This window comes from Promicromonospora sp. NPDC023987 (assembly GCF_040639055.1).
Lineage (GTDB): Bacteria > Actinomycetota > Actinomycetes > Actinomycetales > Cellulomonadaceae > Promicromonospora.
The window spans coordinates 1-22,922 of the sequence record NZ_JBEZZF010000080.1 but is presented as its reverse complement, the minus strand read 5'-3'; the positions used below and the strand labels follow the sequence as shown (position 1 = coordinate 22,922).

The following is a 22,922-nucleotide window of genomic DNA, read 5'->3' as shown; positions in this document are numbered from 1 at the left end:
AGCCCGTTAGTCACCCCGAACAGCCCAACCCGCGACCATCACCCCAGACCACAGCTCCGCCGATAACGAAACGCCGAGATGTGGCACGAGTCAGGCACGGCGTCGTACGTCGCCTTGATGGCGATGGACGAGCGGTCGTACGTGCGCTGGGCGACGCGGACGAACAGGTAGTCCACGACGGTGAGCTGAGCGATGCGGCTCGACATGGCCCCGACCCGGAACTGGGTCTCGCGGGCAGTGGTCGCCAGGACGACGTCGGACACGAGGCCGATCGGCGCGTCCGGGAAGTTCGTGATCGCCGCGGTGAGCGCGCCACGCTTGCGGGCGTTCTCCAGAGCCTGGTTGGTCTCCCGCGTCTGCCCGGAGTGCGAGACGGCGATGGCCACGTTGCCCGGCTCGAGCAGCGCCGACGAGGCGAGCTGCTGGTGCGGGTCGGGGGAGGTGAACACGAACACCCCGATGCGCTGCAGCTTCATCGCGAGGTCGGCGGCGGCGAGGTTGGAGGATCCGACGCCGTAGACGTCGACCCGCTTGGCCTCGGAGATCGCGGTGGCGACCCGCTCGATCGCGTCGGTGTCGATCATGCGGGCGGTCTCTTCGATGGTGCGGGCCTCGTGGAAGGCGATCTTCGAGACGACGGCTTCGATGTCGTCGGTCTGGTTGATCTCGCCCTCGGCGATGCCGGAGCGTTCCATCTCGACCTCACGCCGGCTGGTCGCCTGGGCGAGGTCGATCCGGAACTCGGGGTAGCCCGCATAGCCGACGGCGCGGCAGAAGCGCACGACCGTGGCCTGTGACGTGTCCGCGTGGCCGGCGAGCTCAGTGATGGTCGACTGGACGACGGTGTTCGGGTCGTCGAGGACCGTCTGCGCCACCCTCGCCTCCGCTGGTCGCAGCGTAGGTAGTGCGCGCCTGAGTCGGACGAGGACGTCACCTGTCATGTCGCATCTCCCGGGATGGGGTGGTGGGTCTAGGGGTCGAGAACATACACCCGTACCGGGGATCCGGGCGTGACGCAGTGGTGATGGAACCGGGCAGTGAACGACAACCGGTCACTGAAGCTCGTCACCGGGCAGGTCCGTCGCCGAGAGCTCCGCAGCAAGGGTGTCGGAGGCGCCGACGTCTTCGGGCGCCTCGTTGAGGGTGTGGTGGCCGTCCACCCGGACCGTGAGCCACGGCCGGAACCCGGCCACGGACTGCGGCGCCTCGCGCAGGCGGCGGGCCAGGTTGAGCGCACCGTCGAGCGGCGACCCGTCGCTCGGTACGAGCGAGACGTCGGGCCGGTCCTCGGAGAGGTGCTTGGTGAGCGACACCGTGAGCGGCGACTCCTCCTGCACCAGACGGCCGGTCGTGGAGGCGAGCGGCGGGATGCCCCGGCCGAGCGCGCTCGACAGCGTGTCGGCGAGGTGCCGGCCGGCTTCGTCGAGGATCCGGATCGACGTGGAGTCGCCCTCGGCCGCCGCGATGATGACCTCAGGGGCCATCGAGGCGAGCTGCCGGGCACGCTCCGCGTTCTTGTAGAACTGGTTGGGCCAGCTCTCGATCAGGCCGAACTTGGCGACCGCCGCCTCCAGGAGGCGCTTCGAGGCACCGCGGGACGCGCCGTCGTGGTAGCGACCGGCGGCGCGCAGCGCCTCGCCGCCGACCCAGACGCCCGCGCCCAGGTCGCCGAGCAGGTGGCCCCAGCCGTCAGCGCGGCGCCAGCGGCTCACGCCGTCGTAGCCGAACGCGACGGCACCGGTACCCACCGACAGCACTGCCCCGGCGCGCCCCTTCAGGGCGCCGAGGTGGGCGGTGAGCGCGTCACCGGCGACGGCGGTGCGGTTGGTCCGCAGCTCGCGCGCCAGGATGTCGTGCACGTCGGTCGGCTTCTCGACCAGCGAGGTCAGGCCGGTGATGCCGACGGCGGCGGAGGCGACGGGTGCGGTGCTGCCGTCGCTCATCCCGTCGTGGCCCATGCGTGCGGCCCACGCGTTGAAGGACTGGCACAGCGAGGCGACGACGGCGGGAGCGTCGCTGCCGTGGTGGTTCACCTTGACGGCGCGACCGCTCAGGCTGATGCGCTCGGGGTGTGTGGAACTGCCGAATTCAGCGACAAGGCGCGAGCCACTGCCGCCTACGTCGAGAGCGACGACCCAGGCGTCGACCGCCGCTTCATCAATACCCTGTGCGAGTTCGGACACCAGGTCATTCTGACACGAAACCAGGGCAAGGTTGTCTAAAGAGAGGAGGAAATTCTGGTCTGTTCTGAGACGCCTTCTCGCCAAATAAACGGATGTGCCCGACGCCGGGCCGCACCTTCCGTACCTAAGGCGCGGTTCCCGACGTCGGACACCGCAGGCACCGTCGCCTACTGTGAACACGTGCGAGGAGAGTTCAAGGTTCCACTCGGAAAGCTGGTTCGTGTCGAGACCGATGTGGTCGAGGCGGAGAGACCCCCGGGACGGCTGGTGGGCACGCGGGTGAGCGGGGACTTCTTCCTCGAGCCCGACGAGGCGCTGGAAGCCATGGGTGCCGCCCTGGACGGCATGCCCACCGACGCCTCGAAGGCGCAGCTCGCCGAGGCGGTGCGGGGTGCGCTCGAAGGGGCCACTGCCGTGGGGTTCGACGCGGACGCCGTGGCCGTGGCCACCCGGCGCGCGCTGGGCCACGCGACCGCCTGGGAGGACCACGAGTTCCAGGTGGTCCGTACTCCTGCGGTGTCGCCGCTGCTCAACGTCGCGCTCGACCAGGTACTGACCGAGGAGCTCGGCGCCGGGCGGCGGGGGCCGACCCTGAGGTTCTGGGAGTGGGACGAGTCCGCGGTGATCATCGGATCGTTCCAGTCCCTGCGCAACGAGGTCGACGTCGAGGGTGCCGCGCGGCACGGGGCCCGCGTGATCCGGCGGATCTCCGGGGGTGGCGCCATGTTCATGGAGCCCGGCAACACGATCACCTACTCCCTGTACGTGCCGGGCTCGCTCGTGGACGGCCTGAGCTTCGAACGGTCCTACGCGTTCCTGGACGACTGGGTGATCGGCGCGCTGCACGAGCTCGGCATCGACGCCGCCTACGTACCGCTCAACGACATCGCCTCGCCCGCCGGGAAGATCGCCGGCGCGGCCCAGAAGCGGCTCGCCGGGGGCGCCGTCCTGCACCACGCGACGATGGCGTACGACATGGACGCGGACACGATGACCGACGTGCTGCGGATCGGGCGCGAGAAGCTCAGCGACAAGGGCACGCGCAGCGCGAGCAAGCGGGTCGATCCGCTGCGCTCCCAGACCGGGCTCGGCCGGGCCGCGGTGATCGACGCGCTCGAGGCCTCCTTCCGTGCGCGGTACCGCACCGTGACCGGCGAGATCACCCCCACCGAGTGGGGGCTGGCAGGCGAGCTGGTGGAGTCGAAGTTCGGCACGCCGAAATGGACCGCGCGCGTTCTGTAGAACGCGCCACGGGACTTGGTTCGGATCGCGTGCCATCATGGGCAATCACGGTTTGGTAACACCCCTAGCAGATAGTTCATCCCGTCAGTAATCTCCACGCAATGCCGCGTATAGGGAATTTCATTTCTCAGGAATTTCACCTGGCTTCTCTCGCGGCACCGAGCGGAAGGAAGCCGAACGATGACTCGAGCGATGCGACGGCCCATAGCTGCAACCACTGGTGCACTGCTTCTCGCTGCCACGACGGCCGCCTGCGGCGGCGGCGGGGGCGGCGGCGGAGAGAGCGAGGGTGACGGCACCCTCGACGTCTGGATCATGCAGGGCACGAACCCCGAGGCCGACGGCTTCTTCGCCGACGTCTCGACGGCGTTCGAGGAGGAGACCGGCGCGACGCTCAACGTCGAGTTCGTCGAGTGGGGCGACGCCCACGACCGGTTCGTCACCTCGATCGCCGGTGGCACCACCCCCGACGTCGCCGAGACCGGCACCACCTGGACCCCCGAGTTCGCCGACGCCGGCGCGCTCGCGCCGCTGGACGAGTACGTGGACGCTGCCGGGATCGGCGACGACCTGGTCGAGGGGCTGGTCGAGGCGGGGACCTACGACGAGCAGCTCTACGGCATGCCCTGGTACGCCGGGGTGCGCTCGCTCGTCTACAACACGGAGATGTTCGAGAAGGCCGGTGTCGAGCCGCCCACCACGTGGGCGGAGCTCGAGGAGGCCGCGGCGGGGCTCAAGGAGGAGTACCCGGACAAGATCGCGGTGGCCGTCCCCGGCGACGCCGAGTTCACGGTCTACCCGTGGGTGTGGGGAGCCGGTGGCGAGGTCGCCACGCTCGAGGGCGACACCTGGACCTCGCACCTCGACAGCCCCGAGTCGCAGGAGGGCATCGAGTTCTGGACCGGTCTGGCCACCGAGGGCGGCTACTCGTCGGAGGGCGCCACCACCTGGCGCGAGACCGACGTGCTCGACGCGTTCGCCGCGGGCGACGTCGGTATGGCGGTCATGGGCTCCTGGACGCCGGGTGCGATCGTCGACGCGAACGCGGACATGGAGGGCAAGTTCGCCGCCGTGCCGATCCCCGGCCAGGACGGCGGCATCGCCCCGTCGGTCCTGGGTGGCTCGCACCTGAGCATGTTCGAGACGGCCGAGGACAAGGACCTGGCCTTCACGTTCATCGAGATGATGACCACCGGCGAGTTCGCGCAGCAGTGGGGCGAGCAGTCCGGGTACTTCCCCGGCCAGGTCTCGCTGCTGGACGAGACGCTCGAGAGCACCGACCCGCTCGTGGCGCCGTTCGCCCAGCAGTTCGTCGAGGGCGGCGCGTCCGTGCCCGTGGCGCCCACCTACGGCGCTGTGCAGGCCAAGCTCACCACGAGCACGATGATGCAGTCGATCCTCTCCGGGGACGCGACGGTCGACGAGGCGAGCACGGCAGCCGCCGAGGAGATGACGAACGTCCTGAACGGGTCTGAGTGACTCAGCAGCTGACGGAGACCCGTCCGCGAAAGACACTGCCGCGGCTCAGCCGGGCCAGGGCCGCCACCGTGCGGCCCTGGCTGCTGCTCGCCCCCGCGCTGGCGGTCCTGGCCGTGCTGCTGCTGTGGCCGCTGGTGCGGGTGTTCCTCTTCTCCCTGCAGGACTACGGTCTGCGGGAGATCACGACGGGCGAGCCCAACTGGATCGGCGCCGGGAACTACGCGGAGATCCTGACGTCGCCAGAGCTGTGGACCGTCGTGCTGCCCAACACCGTCGGGTTCGCCGTCCTGTCCGTCGCGGGCACCGTCGCGTTCGGCACCGGCGTGGCGGTGCTGCTCGCGTCGCTCGGCACCTTCTGGCGCACCGTCACGTCCAGCGCGATCATGGCGGCCTGGGCCATGCCCGCCGTCACCGGTACGTACGTGTGGGTCTGGATCTTCGACGCCGACCGCGGGGTCTTCAACGACGTCCTGATGGGGCTCGGCCTGCTGGACGACCCCACCAACTGGTTCACCGACCGGTGGTCGTTCTACGCGATAGTCCTGCTCAACGTGATCCACCACGGGTTCCCGTTCGTCGCGGTCACCGTGCTCGCCGGCCTGCTCGGCGTGCCCAAGGAGATGCTGGAGGCCGCGGAGATGGACGGCGCCGGCGCGTTCCGCCGGTTCTTCTTGATCATCGTGCCCCAGCTGCGGCAGGTGTTCGCCGTCGTGATCATCCTGTCGACCATCTGGGACTTCAAGGTGTTCGCGCAGGTCTACCTCATGCCCGGCGGCGCGGGATCGAACCGGTCCGTGCTGAACCTGGGAGTGTGGTCGTACGTCGAGTCGTTCGGGCAGAACCGGTACGGCTTCGGCTCGGCGATCGCCGTGCTCCTGACGCTGCTGCTGCTCGCGATCACCGCCGTCTACGTCCGCACCGTCCTGGCGGAGGAGGAACGATGAGCGTCACCCGCTCGGCCCCGACCCTGCGCCCGCTGCGGCGCACCGCGCGGCGCTCACCGCTGAAGCAGCTCGGCAAGGGCGTGCTCGTCGCCCTGCTGCTCCTGTTCACGCTGTTCCCCGTCTACTGGATGCTGAACAGCTCGCTGGACGCGCAGGCCGGGCACACCAACAGCTTCTGGCCGGCCGAGCCGACGCTCGACCACTACGTGTTCGTGCTCACCGAGGGCGGGTTCGGGACGTTCCTGCGCAACTCCCTGCTGGTGGCGCTCGGCACGGTGGTCGTCTCGTCGGTCCTCGCGCTGCTGGCGTCCGTCGCGGTCGCGCGCTTCCGGTTCCGGATGCGCACCCAGATCCTGATGCTCGTGCTGATCGTCCAGATGGTGCCGCTCGAGGCGCTCGTCATCCCGCTGTTCGTCCAGGTCCGCGACCTGCAGCTGCTCGGGACCCTGATCGGCCTCATGGTCGTCTACGTGGCGCTCGCGCTGCCGTTCGGGATCTGGATGCTGCGCGGGTTCGTCGCCGCGGTCCCCGTCGAGCTGGAGGAGGCCGCCTACCTCGACGGCGCGACCTGGGGCCGCATGTTCTGGTCGGTCCTGCTGCCCCTCGTGGCACCCGGCCTGGTCGCCACCAGCATCTTCAGCTTCATCACCGCGTGGAACGAGTTCATCTTCGCCATGACGATGCTCGGCGGCGCCACGGAGAGCTACACGGTGGCGATCGGCCTCCGCTCGTTCTTCGGCATCCACTCCAACGACTGGGGCGCCATCATGGCGGCGTCCACGATCATCACCGTGCCCGTGATGATCTTCTTCATCCTGGTCCAGCGCCGCCTCGCCTCCGGCCTCACCGCGGGAGCCGTGAAGGCATGACCGCGGAGCACGCCGGGCCGGCTCGCGCGGAGCGCGCCGTCAACGGCGTGCTCCTGCCCGGCTTCGAGGGCACGGCCGTCCCCGAGTGGCTGGCCGACGCCGCCCGCGCCGGGCTGGCCGGCGTCGTCTACTTCGCGCGGAACACCCCCGACGTCGCCACCACAGCGGCCCTCTCCGCCGCCCTCCATGCGATCTCGCCCGACCTGGTGATCGCCGTGGACGAGGAGGGCGGCGACGTGTCGCGGCTCGAAGCGGTCACCGGATCGTCGCTGCCGGGGGCCGCCGCGCTCGGCGCCAACCCCGGTGGTGGCACCGTCTCGCTGCACGCCGGCCGGGCAATGGGCCGGCTGCTCGCCGCGACCGGCATCGACCTGCTCCTCGGCCCGGTGCTCGACGTCGTCTCCGAGCCCGACAACCCGGTGATCGGCGTGCGCGCCTTCGGGACCACGCCCGACGACGTCGCCCGGCACGGCATCGCGTTCGCGCGCGGCGTGCGCAGCACCGGCGTCGGAGTGTGCGGCAAGCACTTCCCCGGGCACGGTGCGACCACCGTCGACTCCCACGTGGGCCTGCCCGTCGTCGACGCGCCGCTCGACATCGTGCGGGCACGGGACCTCCTGCCCTTCGCGCGCGCCCTGCGGCCGGAGGGCCGGGACGCCGGCCAGTCCGCCCTCGACGCCGTCATGACCGCCCACGTGCTCTTTCCCGCGCTCGGGCCGGCACCCGCCTCCGTCGAGCCGGCCGCGACCCGCCTGCTGCGCGAGCTCGGCCACGAGGGGCCGGTCATCACCGACGCCCTCGACATGGGCGCCCTGCGCCAGCTCACCGGCTCCGTGGGAGAGGCCGCCGTCCGCGCCGTCGAGGCCGGCGCCGACCTGCTCTGCCTCGGCCTGGACCCCGCCCTGTACACCGAGTCGTACGACGCGCTGAGCCAGGCCGTGACCGCCGGACGGCTGACCGTCGAGCAGCTCGAGGAGTCCAGGGCCCGCACCCAGGCGCTCGTGACCGCGGTCCGCGACCGGCGGACGGCCGCAGGGACGGCAGCCGGCGTCGACGTCGCGACGGAGGCGCTCGCGGACCTCTCCGGGCTGGGAGCGCAGATCGCGGACGCCGTCGTGCACGTGCGCGGCGGGCGCCTGGTGCCGCTCGCGCCAGGGGCCGAGCCGGACGTCGTCGACCTGCGTACCCGGCTCGACCATGCCGCCGGACGCAAGGCCCGGCACGTGCAGGCGGCCGTCACCGCGACGTGGCCAGGGGCCAGGGTGTTTCCCGGCGAAGAGGCCGAGGACGGTGCCCGCGACGGGGTGCCCGCGGAACTTGGTCTGGACCAACATGGACTTGCAGTGCTAATTGCCCGATTCACCCGGTACGGTGTACTGGCGGATCTCGACAGAACCGGTACCGAACGTGGTGCAGAATTTCCTGAGGACCCCCTCCAGCACGCGCTCCGCTCCGAACCACTGGTCGTGATCACCCGTGAACCCGTCCCGGGTTCGGCCGAACGAGACCGCCTGGAGCAGCTCTGGGCGGTGCGGCCGGATCTCGTCGTGGTGCACACGGGTCTTCCCGGGCCGGTGGAGGACTGGTTCGGGACGCTGAGCGGAGGTGGCCCGGCTGTGGTGGTGGCGTGCGGTACCGGGCGGGCGAACGCGAGGGCTGCCGTCGAGCGCCTCCGTGGACACTCGGGCGGGCAGGACAGCGAAGAGCAGCACAGCAGCGACCAGTGACGAGCGACGAGCGACGATGAGCGATGAGCACCGATGAGCGATGAGCAGCACAGGGTCCAAGAGCACACAGCACGTAGAACGAAAGGGGCTCGCCGATGATCGCGGAGGCGGGATTCGAACGGCACGCACAGTCGGCGCCGCGCCCGGTCTCACCCACCGAGGAGCGCAACCCGCGCACACGTGACATCGACGTGGTCTCCACGGCCGAGATGGTGCGCATGATCACCGACGAGGACGCCGCCGTCATCGCCGCGGTACGCGCGGCGCACCCGCGCATCGTCGAGGCGATCGACCTGGCCGTGGAGGGCATCCGCGCCGGGGGACGGGTGCACTACGTGGGTTCGGGCACGTCGGGCCGCATGGGCCTGCTCGACGCCGCGGAGCTGCTGCCCACCTACGGCGTCGGCGAGGAGATGTTCGTGCCGCACCTGGCGGGCGGGCTGAACGCCTTCAAGAAGGCGGCCGAGGGTGCGGAGGACGACATCGAGGCGGGCGGCGCGCTCGTCGCCGACGTCGGGCCCGGCGACATCGTGTTCGGGATCGCCGCCAGCGGTGGCACCCCGTACGTCGGGGGAGCGCTCGACATGGGCCGTGCCCGCGGCGCGCGGACCGTGCTGCTCGCGTCCAACCCCTTCGCGGCCCTGGCTCCGAAGGCGGACGTGCCGATCCTGGTGAACACCGGGCCCGAGGCCATCACGGGGTCCACCCGCATGAAGGCGGGCACCGCCCAGAAGATGGTGCTCAACACCTTCTCGACGGCGGTCATGGTGCGGCTCGGCAAGACGTACTCGAACCTCATGGTCGAGGTGCTCGCGACCAACGCCAAGCTGCGCCAGCGCCTGGTGCGCCTGCTCACGCAGGCCACGAACCTGGAGCCGGGCGTGTGCGGGAACGCGCTGGCCGCTACGGACGGCGACCTGCGGGCCGCCCTCGTGATGCTCGTCGCGGGCGTGGACCGGTCCGTGGCGACGCGGGCCCTTGCCGTGGAGCCTGGCCGGATCGGCGGGCCGTCCGTGCGGGACGCCCTGGCGACCCTCGGCATCGACCCGGCGTAGCGGGGACCCGCGGCGTCAGACGGCGGCGGTCGTGAGCGCTGCCCGTGCCGCCGCGGTCCCGGTGGTCGGGGCGCCGGCCCGGCTCGTCCCGGTCGTCGTCGCACGGCTCGTCGCGGCCCGGCGCTTGGCGGCGCGGCCCGCGGCTTCGTACGCGTCGGCGCTGCCGACGTCGGCCGCCAGCTTCGCGACCAGCACGTCTCCGCCCTTGGTGAGCTGCTGCCCACGCTCCTCGAACCCGAGCCGGCCGTGGAAGCGCATCGAGCCGGGGTTCGGCGGATTGAGGTTGACCTCGCAGGTGACGACCTCGTGGCCGCCGGTGCGTGCGGCGTCGAACACGGCGTCGTAGAAGAGCTGACCGATGCCACGGCCGCGTGCACCCTCGCCGACCACTATGCGGTCGACGTACAGGTGGTCCAGCCCGCGCTCCTCGAACCAGGCGTAGTTCTCGCCCGGCCAGTCCTCGCCGCTCTCGAGCGCGACGACGAAGCCGAGCGGGTCCGCGGGGCTGTCGGGGTCGACGGCGACCAGCGCGAGCGACGCGACGTCGAGCAGCTCGGCCATGTCGGCGGCCGGGGTGTCCGGGACCGCGGGGATCGCGGCGTTGTTCAGCGTGACCAGGCGTGAGATATCGGCGTCAGTGGCGGGGCGCAGCAGGGTGGCCGTGGGCATGGCGCGATCACTCCAGGGGAGTCGGCAGGGGGACCCGAAGACCTTAGCCGCCGGGTGGGTGCGGCGTCTGTGACCTGGGTCAAAGAGTGGTGGCGGTCACGTGCGCCGGGCGAGGGCCGTGCGTCAGGGCGCCGGCCGCGGGCCGAAGATCGCCGTACCCACCCGCACGATGGTCGCGCCCTCGGCGATCGCGAGCTCCAGGTCGCCGGACATGCCCATGGAGAGCTCTGTCGCGGTCGCCGTTCCCGGCGCCCCCGAGGCGAGCACGGCGTCCCGGATCCCGCGCAGCCGGGCGAACCCGGCGCGGACCGCGTCCTCCGCCGAGGAGTCCAGGTGCGCGCCGATGGTCATGAACCCGGTCAGCCGCAGGCCCGGCAGCGCGGCGACGGCGGTGGCGAGCTCGACGGCGTCGTCCGGCCCGACGCCGGACTTGCTCGCCTCGCCCGTGACGTTGACCTGGACCATCACCTCCAGTGCGCGGTCGCCGGTGCGACCGTCGCGCACGCACCGGTCCGAGATCGACCGGGCGAGGTCCAGCGAGTCGAGCGTCTCCAGCCCCGTGGCCGTGGCCAGGACCTGGTTGATCTTGTTGCGCTGCAGATGACCGATCATGTGCACCTCCAGCGTGCCCGCCGCGAGACGGTCGGCGACGGCGGGAGCCTTCGCGACGAGCTCCTGCACCCGGTTCTCGCCGATCAGGTCGACACCCGCCGCCAGCGCCTCGAGCACGGCCTGAGGGGTCTGCGTCTTGGTCGCGACGAGGAGGCGTACCGCGCCCGGGTCGCGCCCGGCGGCGTCGGCGGCCGCGGCGATGCGGGCGCGGACGACGGCGAGCCGGGCGGCGACCGAACCGGAGCCTGGCCCGGTCGCGGGCGGTTCGGACGGGTCGGGCGCAGGACGCTGGGGCTTCGTCGCGGGACGCTGGGGCACGGAGGGCTGGGACTGGTCGGGCACGGGCCGAGTCTATTTCGGCGGCCCCGCGCGGTTGCACCGGCGGCCGCGTGCGGCTCAGGGTGAGGTCAGGGGGTTTCCTGGTTCCGGTGACCCGTCGCTCTACGGAAGGATGGACCCATGAAGACGCTGCTGAACATCATCTGGGTCATCTTCGCGGGGTTCGGGCTGTGGCTCGGATACATGCTCGCCGGGATCATCTGCTGCCTGCTCATCGTCACCATCCCGTTCGGCATCGCCTCCTTCCGTATCGCGGGCTACGCCCTGTGGCCGTTCGGGCGCGAGGTCGTCGAGAGCCCGCGTTCCGGTGCGCTGGCCCTGGTCGGCAACGTGATCTGGGTGATCGTCGCGGGCTGGTGGCTCGCCCTCGGGCACATCATCACGGCGATCCCGCTCGTGATCTCGATCATCGGCATCCCGATGGCCTGGGCCAACCTCAAGCTCATCCCGGTGTCCCTCATGCCGCTGGGCAAGCAGATCGTGGCCAGCGACGCCGTGCTGCCGACCTACCGCAAGACCGTCTCGGCCTGACCCCGCGGGGCGGCCGCCCCGTCGTGGCGGCGCGGTCGCTCAGTCACGGGCGATCGGCGCCGTCGTCCCGCCTGTGAGGGTGAGCAGGGCGGCCGGCGCGAGGCCGACGTCGAGCCCGCGCCGGCCGCCGGAGACGTAGACGACGTCGTACGCCTCGGCGGACTCGTCGAGCACCGTGACGTGCCGGGTCTTCTGGCCCAGCGGCGAGATGCCCCCGACCACGTAGCCGGTGGCGCGCTCGGCCGCCGCGGGCTCCGCCATCGCGGCCCTCTTGCCGCCCGCGGCACGGGCCAGGGCCTTGAGGTCGAGCTTGCGGTCCACGGGCACGATGCCGACCACGAGCTTCCCGTCGACGTCGGCCAGCAGCGTCTTGAACACCTGCGGGGCGTCGACGCCGATCGCCTCGGCGGCCTCCATCCCGAAGCTGAGGTCGCTCGACGGGTCGTGCTCGTAGGCGTGCAGCGTGTGCGGCACCCCCGCCTGCTCGAGCGACACGACGGCCGGCGTCCCGTGGCTGGCACGTGCCGCCTTCCTGGTGGTCGCCCTGCTCGCCGACGTTCTTCTCTCCGAGTTCTTGGCCACGACGCGATTCTGCCGCCTCCGGCGCCCGGCGGCGCAATCCCGCAGAACCCGGTCGGAAACTGCTCCGTTAGCGTGGGGGCGTGCTCGCTCTACTGATCCTCGCCATCCTCGTCGGGGGTTCGTTGCAGCGTGTGGCGGGCATGGGCTTCGGGCTCGTCGCCGGCCCGTTCATCGTCCTGCTCCTCGGCCCGGTCGAGGGCGTGCTGTTCGTCAACCTCGTGGGCGCGATGATGGCGCTGCTCGTGTTCTGGCGCACGGTCCGCGGCGTCGACTGGCGCCGCTACGGCTGGCTCGTGACGGGGTCGATCGTGGTCAGCGTGCCGGCCGCGTTCCTCATCCGGGACGCCGGCGCGCCCACCCTCGAGATCGGTGTGGGCGCGCTGGTCGTGCTCGCGATGACGCTCGCCCTGGTCACCTCGCGCCTGCGCGGGACGAAGCGGCCCTTCGCACCCGAGGCGCGCCTGCCGCTCCTCGTCACGGGTGCGGCGGCCGGGTTCGGCAGCGTCGCCGCCGGGATCGGCGGCCCGCCCATCGCCGTCTACTCCGTGCTCGACCGCTGGGACCCCCGCGCCTTCGCGGCCACCGCCCAGCCGATCTTCCTGACGAACGCGATAGCCGCCATGATCGCCAAGCTCATGGTCGCCGACGCCACGTTCCCGGACCTGGCCGTGTGGGAGTGGGTGGCGGTCGGCGTGGCCCTCGTGGCGTCCATGGGCCTGGGTGAGCTGCTCGTCGGGCGGATCTCGGCGAGCGCCACGCGCAAGGTGCTCGTGACGCTCGCCTACATCGGCGGGTTCGCGACGCTCGGCCGCGGCCTGTTCGGTCTGGTCGGCTGACGCCCGGGGCGGCGCCGGATCAGCCCTGGTCGAGCGGTCCCAGGACCATCCGGGGCTCGCCCGACGGCGTCAGCCTGGCCGCGCCGAGGTCACCGATGGTGCAGCTCCCGCTGCGTGGGGACCCGTCGTTCCAGACCTGGCGCAGGCAGTTGCGCATCGCGAGCTGTCCCCAGTAGCTGGGGTGCAGCGACTCCTGGACGGAGTACGGCGAGTCACCGATCGTGCTGACCGTGCGGATCTGGTTGACCCACTCGGTCCGGTCGACGGCGCCCGGCGACTGCCAGTCGGGCAGGCCCACCTCCTCGTACAGCCCGACGCCCTCCTCGCACAGCCGCTTGCCGTCGAACGCGTGCGTCATGTCGAGGGTGCGGACGTTCGGGAGCCCGACGTCGGCCGCGGCACCGAGCAGCGCACCGTTGATGGTGGGCAGCGCCGTGGCGTTGGCCCAGTCGGCGTCCCGGTTCCAGAGGCCGCACCCGCCGGTGAACTGGCGCGTGTAACCGGACTCGGAGTACCTGATCTCCGAGCCGTCCGGCACGGGTGACGGGTAGGTCTGGACCACGAGCGTCCACTGGTCGGTGCTGTACCCGGCGTTGCTCATGGCGGTCGCGACGTTGTCGAGGGAGTCCGCCACCCGGGACCGGATGTCGGCGACGTTGGCGGCGGTGAAGTTGGCCGCGACCGAGCTGTCGTCGTGGCAGTAGTTCTTCCACCACGTCGGCGAGGTGAGGAAGTTGACCACGCAGGTCTGGACGACGCTCGCGAACTCGAAGTCGTTCCCGCCGATCGAGACCACGACCATGCGGACGTTCCTGGTGGCAGCGGCCTCCTGGAGCATGAGGGCCTGGCCCTGGCCTGCCGAGCCGTCGTAGAAGTCGATGCCGGGCTTGAAGTACTGGCCGGTGGAGGTGGCGGTGGTGGCCCCGCTGCAGGCGAGGTTGAGGCCGTTCACCCCGCCGCCGATGTGGGCCTCGGCGGAGGACGCGCGGTGGCAGCGGGCGATCTCCTCGCCGGTGCCGTCGGCGTTGTCGTGGTAGGCGTGCTCGCCGAGCGCGTCGGCGCGCCGGTAGTCGTCGTTGGAGCTGCCGGCCCAGCGGCCGGCCTCCCCGGAGATGTACGAGTCGCCGAGGGTCACGACCCACGGTGCTCCCTCGCCGGGCCCGTCGGTCGTCAACGGTGCCGCGGACGCCAACGGTGCGGCGGACGCCGGGGTCGCGGTGATCACGAGGCCGGCGAGCAGGCCGAACGCGCTGAGGCAGGCGGCGACTAGCGGGGTGAGGTGGCGGAGGCGGCGGTCGGGGTTGCGCAGGTGCGTCGTCATTGGCACTCCTGGGTCCGGGCAGCGCCGTCGGCACTGCTGACCGCAACTCTAATAAAAGAATTTTACGCCAAGTCGCTCCTAAGGTAAATAAACGGTAAACCGCCTTTGTGCGGGCGCGAGCGGTCAGACGCACGGGTCACCAGGGCGACCTGTGCGTCTGACGCGTCGGGAGGGTCAGATCTGGCCGACGGTGAGCACGGTGAGCACGACCTCGCCGGCCTCGTCGCTCGCCGCCAGGTCGATCTGTGCGGTGACGGCCCAGTCGCGGTTGGCGTCGGCGTCGTCGAGCACCTGCCGGACCCACCAGGTGCCCGGCTCCACGCGGATGGTGTCGCCCCCGGCGCTACCAGGCAGCTCCGCACCGGGTTCGAGGATCGTGAGCAGCGCGGCAGAGCGCGCCTCCGGACCGATCCCGACGGCGTCGTCGCCCTGCTCCTCGAACAGCGGGTCCAGGGCGTCGCCCCAGGCGTCGGCGTCCCAGCCGCCACCCAGCGCAGCCAGTGCACCGTAGGACTCGCGCGCGATCAGCTCGACGCGGCGGAACATCGCGTTGCGGATCAGGCGACGGAACGCGCGCGGGTTGCCCGTGACGGGCCGGACGGGGGCCTCCGCGCCGGCGTCGGCCAGCTCGCCGTCGGTCACGAGATCGGCGTCGTCGTCCACGGGGTTCGCCAAGCGCTCCCATTCGTCGAGCAACGAGGAGTCGACGCCCCGCACGAGCTCACCCTGCCACTCGATGATCTCCTGCACCTCCTCGGTGCGGTGCTCGTCGGGGACCACCTGACGTACCGCACGGTAGGCGTCGGCGAGATACCGCAGCACCACGCCCTCGGTGCGCTCCAGCCCGTACACGCTCACGATCTCGGTGAACGTCATGGCCTTCTCGACCATGTCGCGCACCACCGACTTGGGGGAGAGTTCGGCGTCCGCCACCCACGGGTTCGTGCGGCGGTACGTCTGGAACGCGGGCTCCAGGAGGTCGCCCAGCGGTTTGGGCCACGTGACCTCCTCGAGCAGCTCCATGCGCTCCTCGTACTCGATCCCCTCGGCCTTCATCGCGGCGACGGCCTCGCCGCGCGCCCTGTTCTGCTGACCCATGAGCACCTGGCGGGGGTCGTCGAGGGTCGCCTCGATGACGGAGACGACGTCGAGCGCGTGCGTGGCGCTCTCGACGTCGAGCAGGTCCATGGCCGCGAGGGCGAACGGGGACAGCGGCTGGTTCAGCGCGAAGTCGCGGGGGAGGTCCACCATGAGGCGGGCGGACGGACGGAGGCCGCCTCCGCCGTCGGGCACCCGGACCTTCTCGACGACGCCGGCGAGCCGCAGCGAGCGGTAGATCCGGAATGCCTGGCGCACGTGCTCGGCCTGCTGCGTCTCGGTGTCGTGGTTGGCCGTCAGGAGGTGGCGCATGGCGTCGATGGGATCGGTCGCGGCCCGGTGGGACGAGGCCCGCGCCAGGACGTTGAGCACCATCGCGTGGTTCACGCGGAACTGGGACACGAGCGGCTCGGGGTCGGCGTCGCGCAGCCGCTCGAAGGTGGCCTCGGTCCAGTTCACGCTGCCCGACGGCGCCTTCTTGCGGACGATCTTCTTGAGCTTCTTCGGGTCGTCGCCCGCCTTGGCCAGGATCTTGCGGTTCTCGATGACGTGCTCGGGCGCCATGACGAGCACCTCGCCGACGGTGTCGTACCCGGCGCGGCCCGCCCGGCCGGCGATCTGGTGGAACTCGCGCGCGCTGAGGTGACGCATGCGCTCGCCGTCGTACTTCACGAGGCTGGTCAGCAGCACCGTGCGGATCGGCACGTTGATGCCGACGCCAAGGGTGTCCGTGCCGCAGACGACCTTGAGCAGGCCCTTCTGGGTGAGTCGCTCCACGAGGCGGCGGTACTTCGGCAGCATGCCGGCGTGGTGCACGCCGACGCCGTGCCGCAGGAACTTGCTGAGCGTCTTGCCGAACCCGGTGCCGAACCGGAAGGCGCCCATCTCCGCGGTGATGGCCTCCTTCTCGGACTTGGTGGAGACGTTCATCGACAGCATGGACTGCGCCCGGTCGACGGCGTCCTTCTGGGTGAAGTGGACCACGTACACCGGGGCGCGGTGGGTCGTGACGAGCTCCTGGATGACGTCCGTGAGCGGCTCGACGACGTAGGAGAACGTGAGCGGCACCGGGCGCTCGGCGCCCGCGACCTCGGCGACGGGCCGGCCGGTGCGCTCCTCGATGTCCTCGCGGAGCCGGGCCGTGTCGCCGAGCGTCGCGCTCATCAGGATGAACTGCGTGTCCGTGAGCTCCAGCAGGGGAACCTGCCAGGCCCAGCCGCGCTGCGGGTCGCCGTAGTAGTGGAACTCGTCCATGACGACCTGCGCGATGACCTCGTCGTCGTCATCGTCCTCGTCGCCGTTACCGCGGCGGAGGGCGACGTTCGCCAGGATCTCCGCCGTGCAGCAGATGATGGGCGCGTCCGGGTTCACCGCGGAGTCGCCGGTCATCATGCCGACGTTCTTCGAGCCGAACGCCGCGACCAGGTCGAAGAACTTCTCGCTGACCAGCGCCTTGAGCGGGGCCGTGTAGTAGGTGCGCCCGCCGCGTCCCGACCGGTGGGCCGCCAGGGCGGCGAACTGCGCACCCATCGCGACCATCGACTTACCCGATCCCGTGGGCGTCGCGAGCACGACGTGCGAGCCCGTCATGACCTCGAGGAGGGCCTCCTCCTGGTGCGGGTAGAGCGCCCGCCCGCCGGCCGCGGCCCACTCGCTGAAGCTCTCGAACAGGACGTCCGGGTCCGGATCCTTGCCCGTCGGCGCCGGCAGGTACGGGATCAAGGTCCCGGCAGGCCTGGGGACGGCCGACGCCGAGCCGGGGTCACCGGCGGACGAGAGGGCTGCTGAGGAGGTCGAGGTTGTCGAGGTGGTCGAGGTTGTCGAAGAGGGCGCCGTCATGGTGCTGCCCATTGTTGCAGGCGGGTGAAGAGCGCCGTCGACCCCGACGGTGCGCACGGCACCCTGTCTGTCGTCAGACCGCCGTCCGCTTCTCGCCGGCCTGGACCGCGACCACGCCGGCGAGGATCAGGACGCCGCCGACCAGCTGGATGGTGCGGGGCAGCTCGCCGAGCAGCAGCCAGGCGAAGCCGATGGCGGCGACCACCTCGAACAGCCCGACGAAGGACGACAGCCGGGGGCCCAGGAGCCGGCCGGCGGCGATCCCGGTGACGTAGGCGAGGCCGGCGGTCACGATGCCGAGCCCGACCACCGGCAGCCACCACGGCACCTCAGCGCCCGCGTAGACCGGTGGCGCGGTGCTGTAGGTCAGCGGCATGATGCCGGTCGCGCCGAGCAGGCCGAGTGCCAGCGTTGCGGTGGTCAGGCCGCCCGCGGCCAGGGCCAGGGGCGGCAGGCCGGTGTCGACGTTCGCGTTGATGACGAAGTACGTGGAGACCCCGAGCATCGCGACCAGCGCCCAGGCGACGCCGACGGGGCTGACCGATGTGGCGCCCGGCACGCCGGAGACGAGGTCGAGCACGAGCACCAGCCCGACGGCGGCGAGCAGCGTGCCCGCGATCGTCGCTCTCGTGGGCCGTTGGCCGTGCCGCAGCCAGAACCACAGGACGACGGCGGCGGGCGACGTGTACTCGATCAGGAGTGCGGGGCCGATGGGCATGTGCTGCACGGCCGAGAAGTAGGCGAACTGGCAGCCCGCCACCGACACCGCCCCGTAGACCGCGATCAGGCCGAGGTTGCGGCGTACGGGACGCCAGTCCCCGCGCAGCGACACGATGCCGAGCGGGAGCACCACCAGCGCCGCGATGGCGACGCGGACGAGGACCATGGCGCCGGGGCTCCAGCCGGTGTCGAGCAGCCCGCTGGCGAATACCCCCGACAGGCTGAACGCCGCTGCCGAGACGCCCGCGAGCACGAGCCCCGTGGTCAGCCGCCGGCTCCCCGGCGCTCGGCCGGCACCGGCCCTGCCGGTGCTGCCCGTGCGGTCGGTGTCAGGTGTCACAGCGCTCATGGGTCCTGACGCTATGGCCGCCGGGGTAATGTGTCAATGTGGTTTTCACTCATGACACCGAGGGAGCGCTCCAGTCCGCCGTCGCACTGGTGAACGGCGGTGAGCCGCCGGTCACGATCGCGACGGTCGCGGATCTCGACGCGTTCTTCGTCGAGCATGCCTATACGGGACGGCGCGACCGTACGCAGGCCGAGCTCAGCCAGGTGCTGGGGCTCAGGCCGCGACTGCGCGAGCTGCTCACCGCGGACCGCGACTCGGCCGCGGCTCTGGTGAACGAGATGCTGGCCACGGCGGGAGCGGTACCCCAGCTCGTGCGGCACCCGCCGGAGGACTGGCACATCCACGCCGTGCCGACCGACGCTCCGTTCGCCACCCGCATCCTCGTGGAGACGGCGATGGCGATGATCGACGTGATCCGCGACGACGAGATGTCCCGCCTCACCGTCTGCGCCGACAGCGACTGCGTGGGGATCGTCCTGGACCTCTCCCGCAACCGGTCACGCCGTTACTGCTCGACGACGTGCAGCAACCGCAACGCCCAGGCGGCCCATCGGGCCCGGCGGGCTGATCAGGCCTCGACGGTGTAGCGGGTCCCGCTCAGCCGAGGTCCCACAGGAGGCGGTAGTAGGCGACCCGGTCCGGGTCCTCGTCGATCCCGTACGCCTCGTAGACCAGGTGGTCGTGACCCGGGCCGTAGTTCCAGCCCAGGCTGTAGGTCGCGACGGCCAGGTCGGCCCAGCGGTCGGCGATGCCGAGGGCGCCGAGGTCCACGTGCGCGGCCCAGCTGCCGTCGTCGGCGAGCAGGGTGTTGGGTGCGCAGGCGTCACCGTGGCAGACGACGAGCCGGTCGTGGTCCGGGGCGTCGAGGAGGCGAGCCCGCGCTTCGACCGACCAGCCGTCGGCCGGATGGCCGCGGGTCGCCCGGGTCTCGGCGACGGCCATCCGGTCGGCGATGCTCCAGGTCCAGGGGCACTCGTCGACGGGCAGCGCGTCATGGAGCGCGCGCAGCCCGGACCCGATCGCCCGCGCGGCGGTCTCGGGGTCCGCCAGCCAGCGGGGGTCGACGGCGGAGCTCGCCTCGATCGCCACCGTCGCCAGCCACTCGGCGTCCTCGTCGGCGCCGACCTCGAGGACGTGCGGCACCGGCGTGTACCGCTCCGCCCACTGCATCCGTGCCGCCTCGTCGGCGAGGTCGATCCCTTCGGCCGCCGCCCGGTCCGTACGAGGCGCCCACTTCACGAAGGCAGCTCCCCGTTGTGCGGCACTCCGTGCCGTCCCGTCCGGCGAGCCGACCGTGCCGACAGGGCCGACCGGGTCGAGGCGGAACGTGCGGCCGCCGAGCTCGTTGCTCCAGGCCGGCGTGATGAGGGCGTCGCCGGCGATCTCACGCACGACGTCGGGCACAGTGACCGCGCCGGTGGGGATCGTCATGTGGTCAGCGTGCCAGAGCCGGTCGCGCCGCCACGACGTGAATTCCGGCGCCCGCGCCGGTGCGGGCTGCCCCGAGGTCGTCCGAACGATGTACGCGGGGAGTCCGGAGATCGCCCGTTCGGCCGACGACGGTGCCGGCCGGTCACGAGAAGGTCATGGCATGCCTGCCACCACACCGCCGAGCTCGCCACCTGCGACGACGCCGTCGGCCCCCGCGCCGAGGATGTCGGGCGCGCCGGGCGCCGCGGGCCGGATCGTCGCCCTCGATGTGCTGCGCGGGGTCGCGATCCTCGGCACGCTCGCCAGCAACATCTGGATCTTCACGACGCCCGGCGGGCCCGCCGAGTGGATCTCGAACGGCTTCGCCACCCCCGATCCGGTCCAGCGGGTGCTGCAGGCGCTGGTCAACGGGAAGTTCCTCGGGTTGCTCACCCTGCTGTTCGGGGTCGGCCTGGAGCTGCAGTACCGGTCCATGGTCAGGCGCGGCCTGCCCTGGCCGGGCCGGTACGCGCTGCGCGCGGGCATCCTGTTCGTCGAGGGCCTGGTGCACTACGTCCTCGTCTTCGAGTTCGACGTCCTGATGGGGTACGCGATCGCGTCAGTGCTGGCCGCGTACCTGATCGGACGGAGCGACCGGGTGGTGCGCGCCTGGGGCGGCGTCCTGGCCGGTATCCATGTCGTGGGGATCGCCGCGGTCACCGCGCTGCTCGTGACGTCCAGCGCGGCGGCGGGGACGGACGCGGCCGGCGACGGGGCACCCGCCTCCTCGACGGCCACCCTGTCGACGGCGAGCTGGCTCGACCAGGTCCTCCTGCGGATCACGCACCTGGACGTGTTCCGGATCGAGCTGATCCTGATCGTCCCGTCGGCCACCGTCCTGTTCCTGGTGGGGTCCCGCCTGGTGCGGGCGGGCATGTTCTCGACGAGCGAGGACGGGGCGCGGCTGCGCCGTCGGCTCGCCTGGTTCGGGCTGGGGGCGGGCGTCCCGCTCAACGCGCTGACGGCCTGGGCCGGGCCGGACTGGTTCCTCGTGGACCGCTACCTGGTCCCGCCCCTCGTGGCCCTTGGCATCCTGGCCCTTGGCACGACCCTCGTCGACGGCGCGCAGACGCGGGCCCGGGCGCGAGCGCAGCGCAGCGCCCAGCCAGGTACGCAGACAGCCGCGCCAGCCGCGAGCCGCGGCCCTGCCGGCCTGCTCCGTCGCGGGGTCGAGGGGGTCGGGCGGACGGCGCTGTCGTGCTACGTGCTGCAGAACGTGCTGGCGTCGGCGCTCTGCTACGACTGGGGCCTCGGCCTCGCCGGCGGTGGCCCCTGGCAGGCCGTGGCGATCTGGGCGGGGATCTCGCTGGCGCTGATGGTCGTGGCCCCGCTCTGGCTGCGGCGGTGGCCGCGCGGGCCGATCGAGCTGCTGATGCACCGCGTCTACGACGCGCGCCGTCGCTGACCCGCCGACGCCGCCAGGTGCGTCGCCCTGGTTCGGGTACGGGCGACCTCCTCGGCGTCCCACAGCGCCCGGTAGTACGTGGTGCGCTCGTGGTCGGGCGCCACACCGTAGGCCGCGAGCACGAGCGGTTCCAGGCCGGGGCCGTAGCGACGGGTGACGCTCCGCGTGGCCACCGCGATGTCCGACCAGCGGTCCGCCACGCCCAGGTCGCCGACGTCGACGTGGGCTGCGAACCGGCCGGCCTGGTCGAGGAGCGTGTTCGACACGGTGGCGTCACCGTGGCAGACGACGGCCCGGTCGACCGGTGGCGGGACGCCGAGGGCCACCGCCGTCGTCGTGCGGTCTGCCGCGCTCAGGGGAGCGGTCGGGGCGGCGCTGAGGACCGCGACGCGGGTCCGCGCCGTCCGGACGAACGGGCAGGTGTCCGTCGGCAGCGCGTCGTGGAAGCGGCGCAGGCCCACCCCGACCGCGATCGCGGACCGCGCGGCCAGGGCGCGCCACCGGGGTTCGATGGCCGACGCCGCCGTCGTGCCCCCGACCTCGACGGCCGCGGTGAGCAGCCACGAGCCGTCCGGGTCGCGTCCGACGTCCAGCACCCGGGGGACCGGGATGAACGAGGCGGCCCAGACCAGGCGATCGGCCTCGGCGAGGGGGTCGGGGCAGGGGGCGTCGTCGGGCACCCACTTGAGGTACGAGCTCCGGCGCGCGCACCCCGCCTCGAGCCGGACCGTGAGGCCGCCGTACTCGTTGCGCCACACGGGAATGACCGTCGCACCGGACCGCAGCCGGCTTGCCAGGGCAGATACGACGGGCGGTACTTCGACGGGCGTCGGACTGATGCCGACGAACACGCTCGACACGGCACCATCGTCCCATAGAGCGGGTGAAAAAGTGCACCCGATCCGCTCCGCTCGTGGGCAGTGACCGACATCCGGATCTCAACGGTTGCGGGGTTAGACGGCCGTCATGGCGGTCGGCGACGACGTCGTCGTTGGCGCGCCCGTCACCGAGACGTCGATGCACTGGTAGAAGGCCATCGCCGTGTCGGCGATGTTCCAGCGGGCCAGGATGGTGTGGTCACCGGCCGGCAGCCCGGTGAGCGTGTGCTCGACGGTCGCGCCGGGCTTGGCACCGCCGTCGTCCACGGTCTTGAAGAGCTGGCCGTCCACGAAGTACTCCCAGGTGGACGTGCGGTGCTGGACGGTGAGCGTCCACCGGAACGTGGTCTGGCCGCTGATGTTGGTGCGCGGCCAGGCGAGCGAGTTGTTGTCGAGCACGGTGAAGCGGCTGCCGCCGGAGCACTGCATCGAGCCCTTCGGCGCCTCGACGCTCTGCGGCTCGTACTGCAGGCCGCCGCAGTCGAAGCTGACGTTTCCGGTGGCGCAGTGGTCGGCGCGGCTCGGCGGGCTGGTGATCCAGCCGTGGGCCTGCGCCTGCGGCAGGACCGCGCTCGGGGCGGCGACGATGAAGCCCGCCGCGAGCGCGAACGCTGCGAGGGCGGAGAACAGGAGTCTGGTCTGCCGGGTGGCAGTGCGTGCACGGTTCACTGTCTTGCCTAGCGGCTCGGGCTCGGCGTCCAGGCCGACCAGGTAGCGACCGGCGTCGGTCACCGTGGGCGGGGCCACGACGTACCCGCCGTGGCCTCGGGTGTC

21 protein-coding genes are annotated in these 22,922 nt (G+C 71.7%); 10 read left to right on the top strand and 11 right to left on the bottom strand.

Features of this window, described 5'->3' with window-relative positions:
• Positions 1–38: 38 nt before the first annotated feature.
• Complete coding sequence (locus AB0F40_RS24155) at positions 39–941, bottom strand: MurR/RpiR family transcriptional regulator (protein WP_357473817.1); 903 nt, start codon at positions 939–941, stop codon at positions 39–41.
• Positions 942–1,052: 111 nt separating this feature from the next.
• Positions 1,053–2,183 carry a BadF/BadG/BcrA/BcrD ATPase family protein gene (locus AB0F40_RS24150; protein ID WP_357473814.1) on the bottom strand — a complete coding sequence of 377 codons (1,131 nt, stop codon included), beginning with the start codon at positions 2,181–2,183 and terminating at the stop codon, positions 1,053–1,055.
• A 180-nt stretch (positions 2,184–2,363) separates the two neighbouring features.
• Here AB0F40_RS24150 and AB0F40_RS24145 point away from each other — a divergent pair, with 180 nt between their 5' ends.
• The 6 genes from AB0F40_RS24145 to AB0F40_RS24120 all read left to right on the top strand — a co-directional run bounded on the left by AB0F40_RS24145 (position 2,364) and on the right by AB0F40_RS24120 (position 9,499).
• The gene (locus AB0F40_RS24145) at positions 2,364–3,425 is read left to right on the top strand and encodes a biotin/lipoate A/B protein ligase family protein (protein ID WP_357473811.1); all 1,062 of its coding nucleotides are present in this window, start codon (positions 2,364–2,366) and stop codon (positions 3,423–3,425) included.
• Between the two features lie 180 nt (positions 3,426–3,605).
• The gene (locus AB0F40_RS24140; protein ID WP_357473808.1) at positions 3,606–4,904 is read left to right on the top strand and encodes a sugar ABC transporter substrate-binding protein; all 1,299 of its coding nucleotides are present in this window, start codon (positions 3,606–3,608) and stop codon (positions 4,902–4,904) included.
• 35 nt (positions 4,905–4,939) lie between these two features.
• Positions 4,940–5,848 carry a sugar ABC transporter permease gene (locus tag AB0F40_RS24135; protein ID WP_357473820.1) on the top strand — a complete coding sequence of 303 codons (909 nt, stop codon included), beginning with the start codon at positions 4,940–4,942 and terminating at the stop codon, positions 5,846–5,848.
• Positions 5,845–6,717, top strand: coding sequence for a carbohydrate ABC transporter permease (locus tag AB0F40_RS24130; protein WP_357473805.1), 873 nt, complete (start codon positions 5,845–5,847; stop codon positions 6,715–6,717). The genes AB0F40_RS24135 and AB0F40_RS24130 overlap by 4 nt, the downstream gene beginning before the upstream one ends.
• Positions 6,714–8,444 carry a glycoside hydrolase family 3 N-terminal domain-containing protein gene (locus AB0F40_RS24125; protein WP_357473802.1) on the top strand — a complete coding sequence of 577 codons (1,731 nt, stop codon included), beginning with the start codon at positions 6,714–6,716 and terminating at the stop codon, positions 8,442–8,444. The genes AB0F40_RS24130 and AB0F40_RS24125 overlap by 4 nt, the downstream gene beginning before the upstream one ends.
• Positions 8,445–8,539: 95 nt before the next feature.
• Positions 8,540–9,499 carry an N-acetylmuramic acid 6-phosphate etherase gene (locus tag AB0F40_RS24120; protein ID WP_357473799.1) on the top strand — a complete coding sequence of 320 codons (960 nt, stop codon included), beginning with the start codon at positions 8,540–8,542 and terminating at the stop codon, positions 9,497–9,499.
• 15 nt (positions 9,500–9,514) lie between these two features.
• Here the strand turns inward: AB0F40_RS24120 and AB0F40_RS24115 are convergent, their stop codons facing one another.
• A complete protein-coding gene (locus AB0F40_RS24115) occupies positions 9,515–10,168 on the bottom strand; it encodes a GNAT family N-acetyltransferase (protein ID WP_357473796.1) in 654 nt (217 codons plus the stop codon).
• A 123-nt stretch (positions 10,169–10,291) separates the two neighbouring features.
• A complete protein-coding gene (locus AB0F40_RS24110; protein WP_357473793.1) occupies positions 10,292–11,122 on the bottom strand; it encodes a YggS family pyridoxal phosphate-dependent enzyme in 831 nt (276 codons plus the stop codon).
• A 117-nt stretch (positions 11,123–11,239) separates the two neighbouring features.
• Between AB0F40_RS24110 and AB0F40_RS24105 the strand changes: the two genes are divergently transcribed.
• Positions 11,240–11,650 (top strand): YccF domain-containing protein, encoded by a 411-nt coding sequence (locus AB0F40_RS24105; RefSeq protein WP_357473789.1) that lies wholly within the window; start codon positions 11,240–11,242, stop codon positions 11,648–11,650.
• Positions 11,651–11,689: 39 nt separating this feature from the next.
• Here the strand turns inward: AB0F40_RS24105 and ybaK are convergent, their stop codons facing one another.
• Positions 11,690–12,232 (bottom strand): Cys-tRNA(Pro) deacylase, encoded by a 543-nt coding sequence (gene ybaK / locus AB0F40_RS24100; protein ID WP_357473786.1) that lies wholly within the window; start codon positions 12,230–12,232, stop codon positions 11,690–11,692.
• A gap of 80 nt (positions 12,233–12,312) precedes the next feature.
• Here ybaK and AB0F40_RS24095 point away from each other — a divergent pair, with 80 nt between their 5' ends.
• Positions 12,313–13,068, top strand: coding sequence for a sulfite exporter TauE/SafE family protein (locus tag AB0F40_RS24095; protein ID WP_357473783.1), 756 nt, complete (start codon positions 12,313–12,315; stop codon positions 13,066–13,068).
• Between the two features lie 19 nt (positions 13,069–13,087).
• Here AB0F40_RS24095 and AB0F40_RS24090 read toward each other — a convergent pair whose 3' ends face one another.
• The 3 genes from AB0F40_RS24090 to AB0F40_RS24080 form a co-directional block, all read right to left on the bottom strand.
• Positions 13,088–14,389: a hypothetical protein gene (locus AB0F40_RS24090; protein WP_357473780.1), complete on the bottom strand. Its 1,302-nt coding sequence runs from the start codon at positions 14,387–14,389 to the stop codon at positions 13,088–13,090.
• 174 nt (positions 14,390–14,563) lie between these two features.
• The gene (locus AB0F40_RS24085) at positions 14,564–17,326 is read right to left on the bottom strand and encodes a DUF3516 domain-containing protein (RefSeq protein WP_357473777.1); all 2,763 of its coding nucleotides are present in this window, start codon (positions 17,324–17,326) and stop codon (positions 14,564–14,566) included.
• Positions 17,327–17,399: 73 nt separating this feature from the next.
• Positions 17,400–18,395 (bottom strand): DMT family transporter, encoded by a 996-nt coding sequence (locus AB0F40_RS24080; RefSeq protein ID WP_357473774.1) that lies wholly within the window; start codon positions 18,393–18,395, stop codon positions 17,400–17,402.
• Between the two features lie 38 nt (positions 18,396–18,433).
• On the opposite strand from AB0F40_RS24080, the gene AB0F40_RS24075 reads away from it, so the two are divergent.
• Complete coding sequence (locus AB0F40_RS24075; RefSeq protein WP_357473771.1) at positions 18,434–18,982, top strand: CGNR zinc finger domain-containing protein; 549 nt, start codon at positions 18,434–18,436, stop codon at positions 18,980–18,982.
• 10 nt (positions 18,983–18,992) lie between these two features.
• Here the strand turns inward: AB0F40_RS24075 and AB0F40_RS24070 are convergent, their stop codons facing one another.
• Positions 18,993–19,826 (bottom strand): aminoglycoside 3'-phosphotransferase, encoded by an 834-nt coding sequence (locus AB0F40_RS24070; RefSeq protein WP_357473768.1) that lies wholly within the window; start codon positions 19,824–19,826, stop codon positions 18,993–18,995.
• 160 nt (positions 19,827–19,986) lie between these two features.
• Between AB0F40_RS24070 and AB0F40_RS24065 the strand changes: the two genes are divergently transcribed.
• Entirely contained in the window at positions 19,987–21,270 is a 1,284-nt protein-coding gene (locus tag AB0F40_RS24065) for a DUF418 domain-containing protein (protein ID WP_357473765.1), read from the top strand.
• On the opposite strand, the gene AB0F40_RS24060 is transcribed toward AB0F40_RS24065, so the two are convergent.
• Both AB0F40_RS24060 and AB0F40_RS24055 read right to left on the bottom strand, forming a co-directional pair.
• Entirely contained in the window at positions 21,249–22,130 is an 882-nt protein-coding gene (locus AB0F40_RS24060; RefSeq protein WP_357473762.1) for a phosphotransferase, read from the bottom strand. The two genes, AB0F40_RS24065 and AB0F40_RS24060, sit on opposite strands and share 22 nt — an antisense overlap.
• 93 nt (positions 22,131–22,223) lie before the next feature.
• Positions 22,224–22,922 (bottom strand): lytic polysaccharide monooxygenase (locus tag AB0F40_RS24055; protein WP_357473759.1); only part of this gene is annotated, 699 nt, incomplete at its 5' end.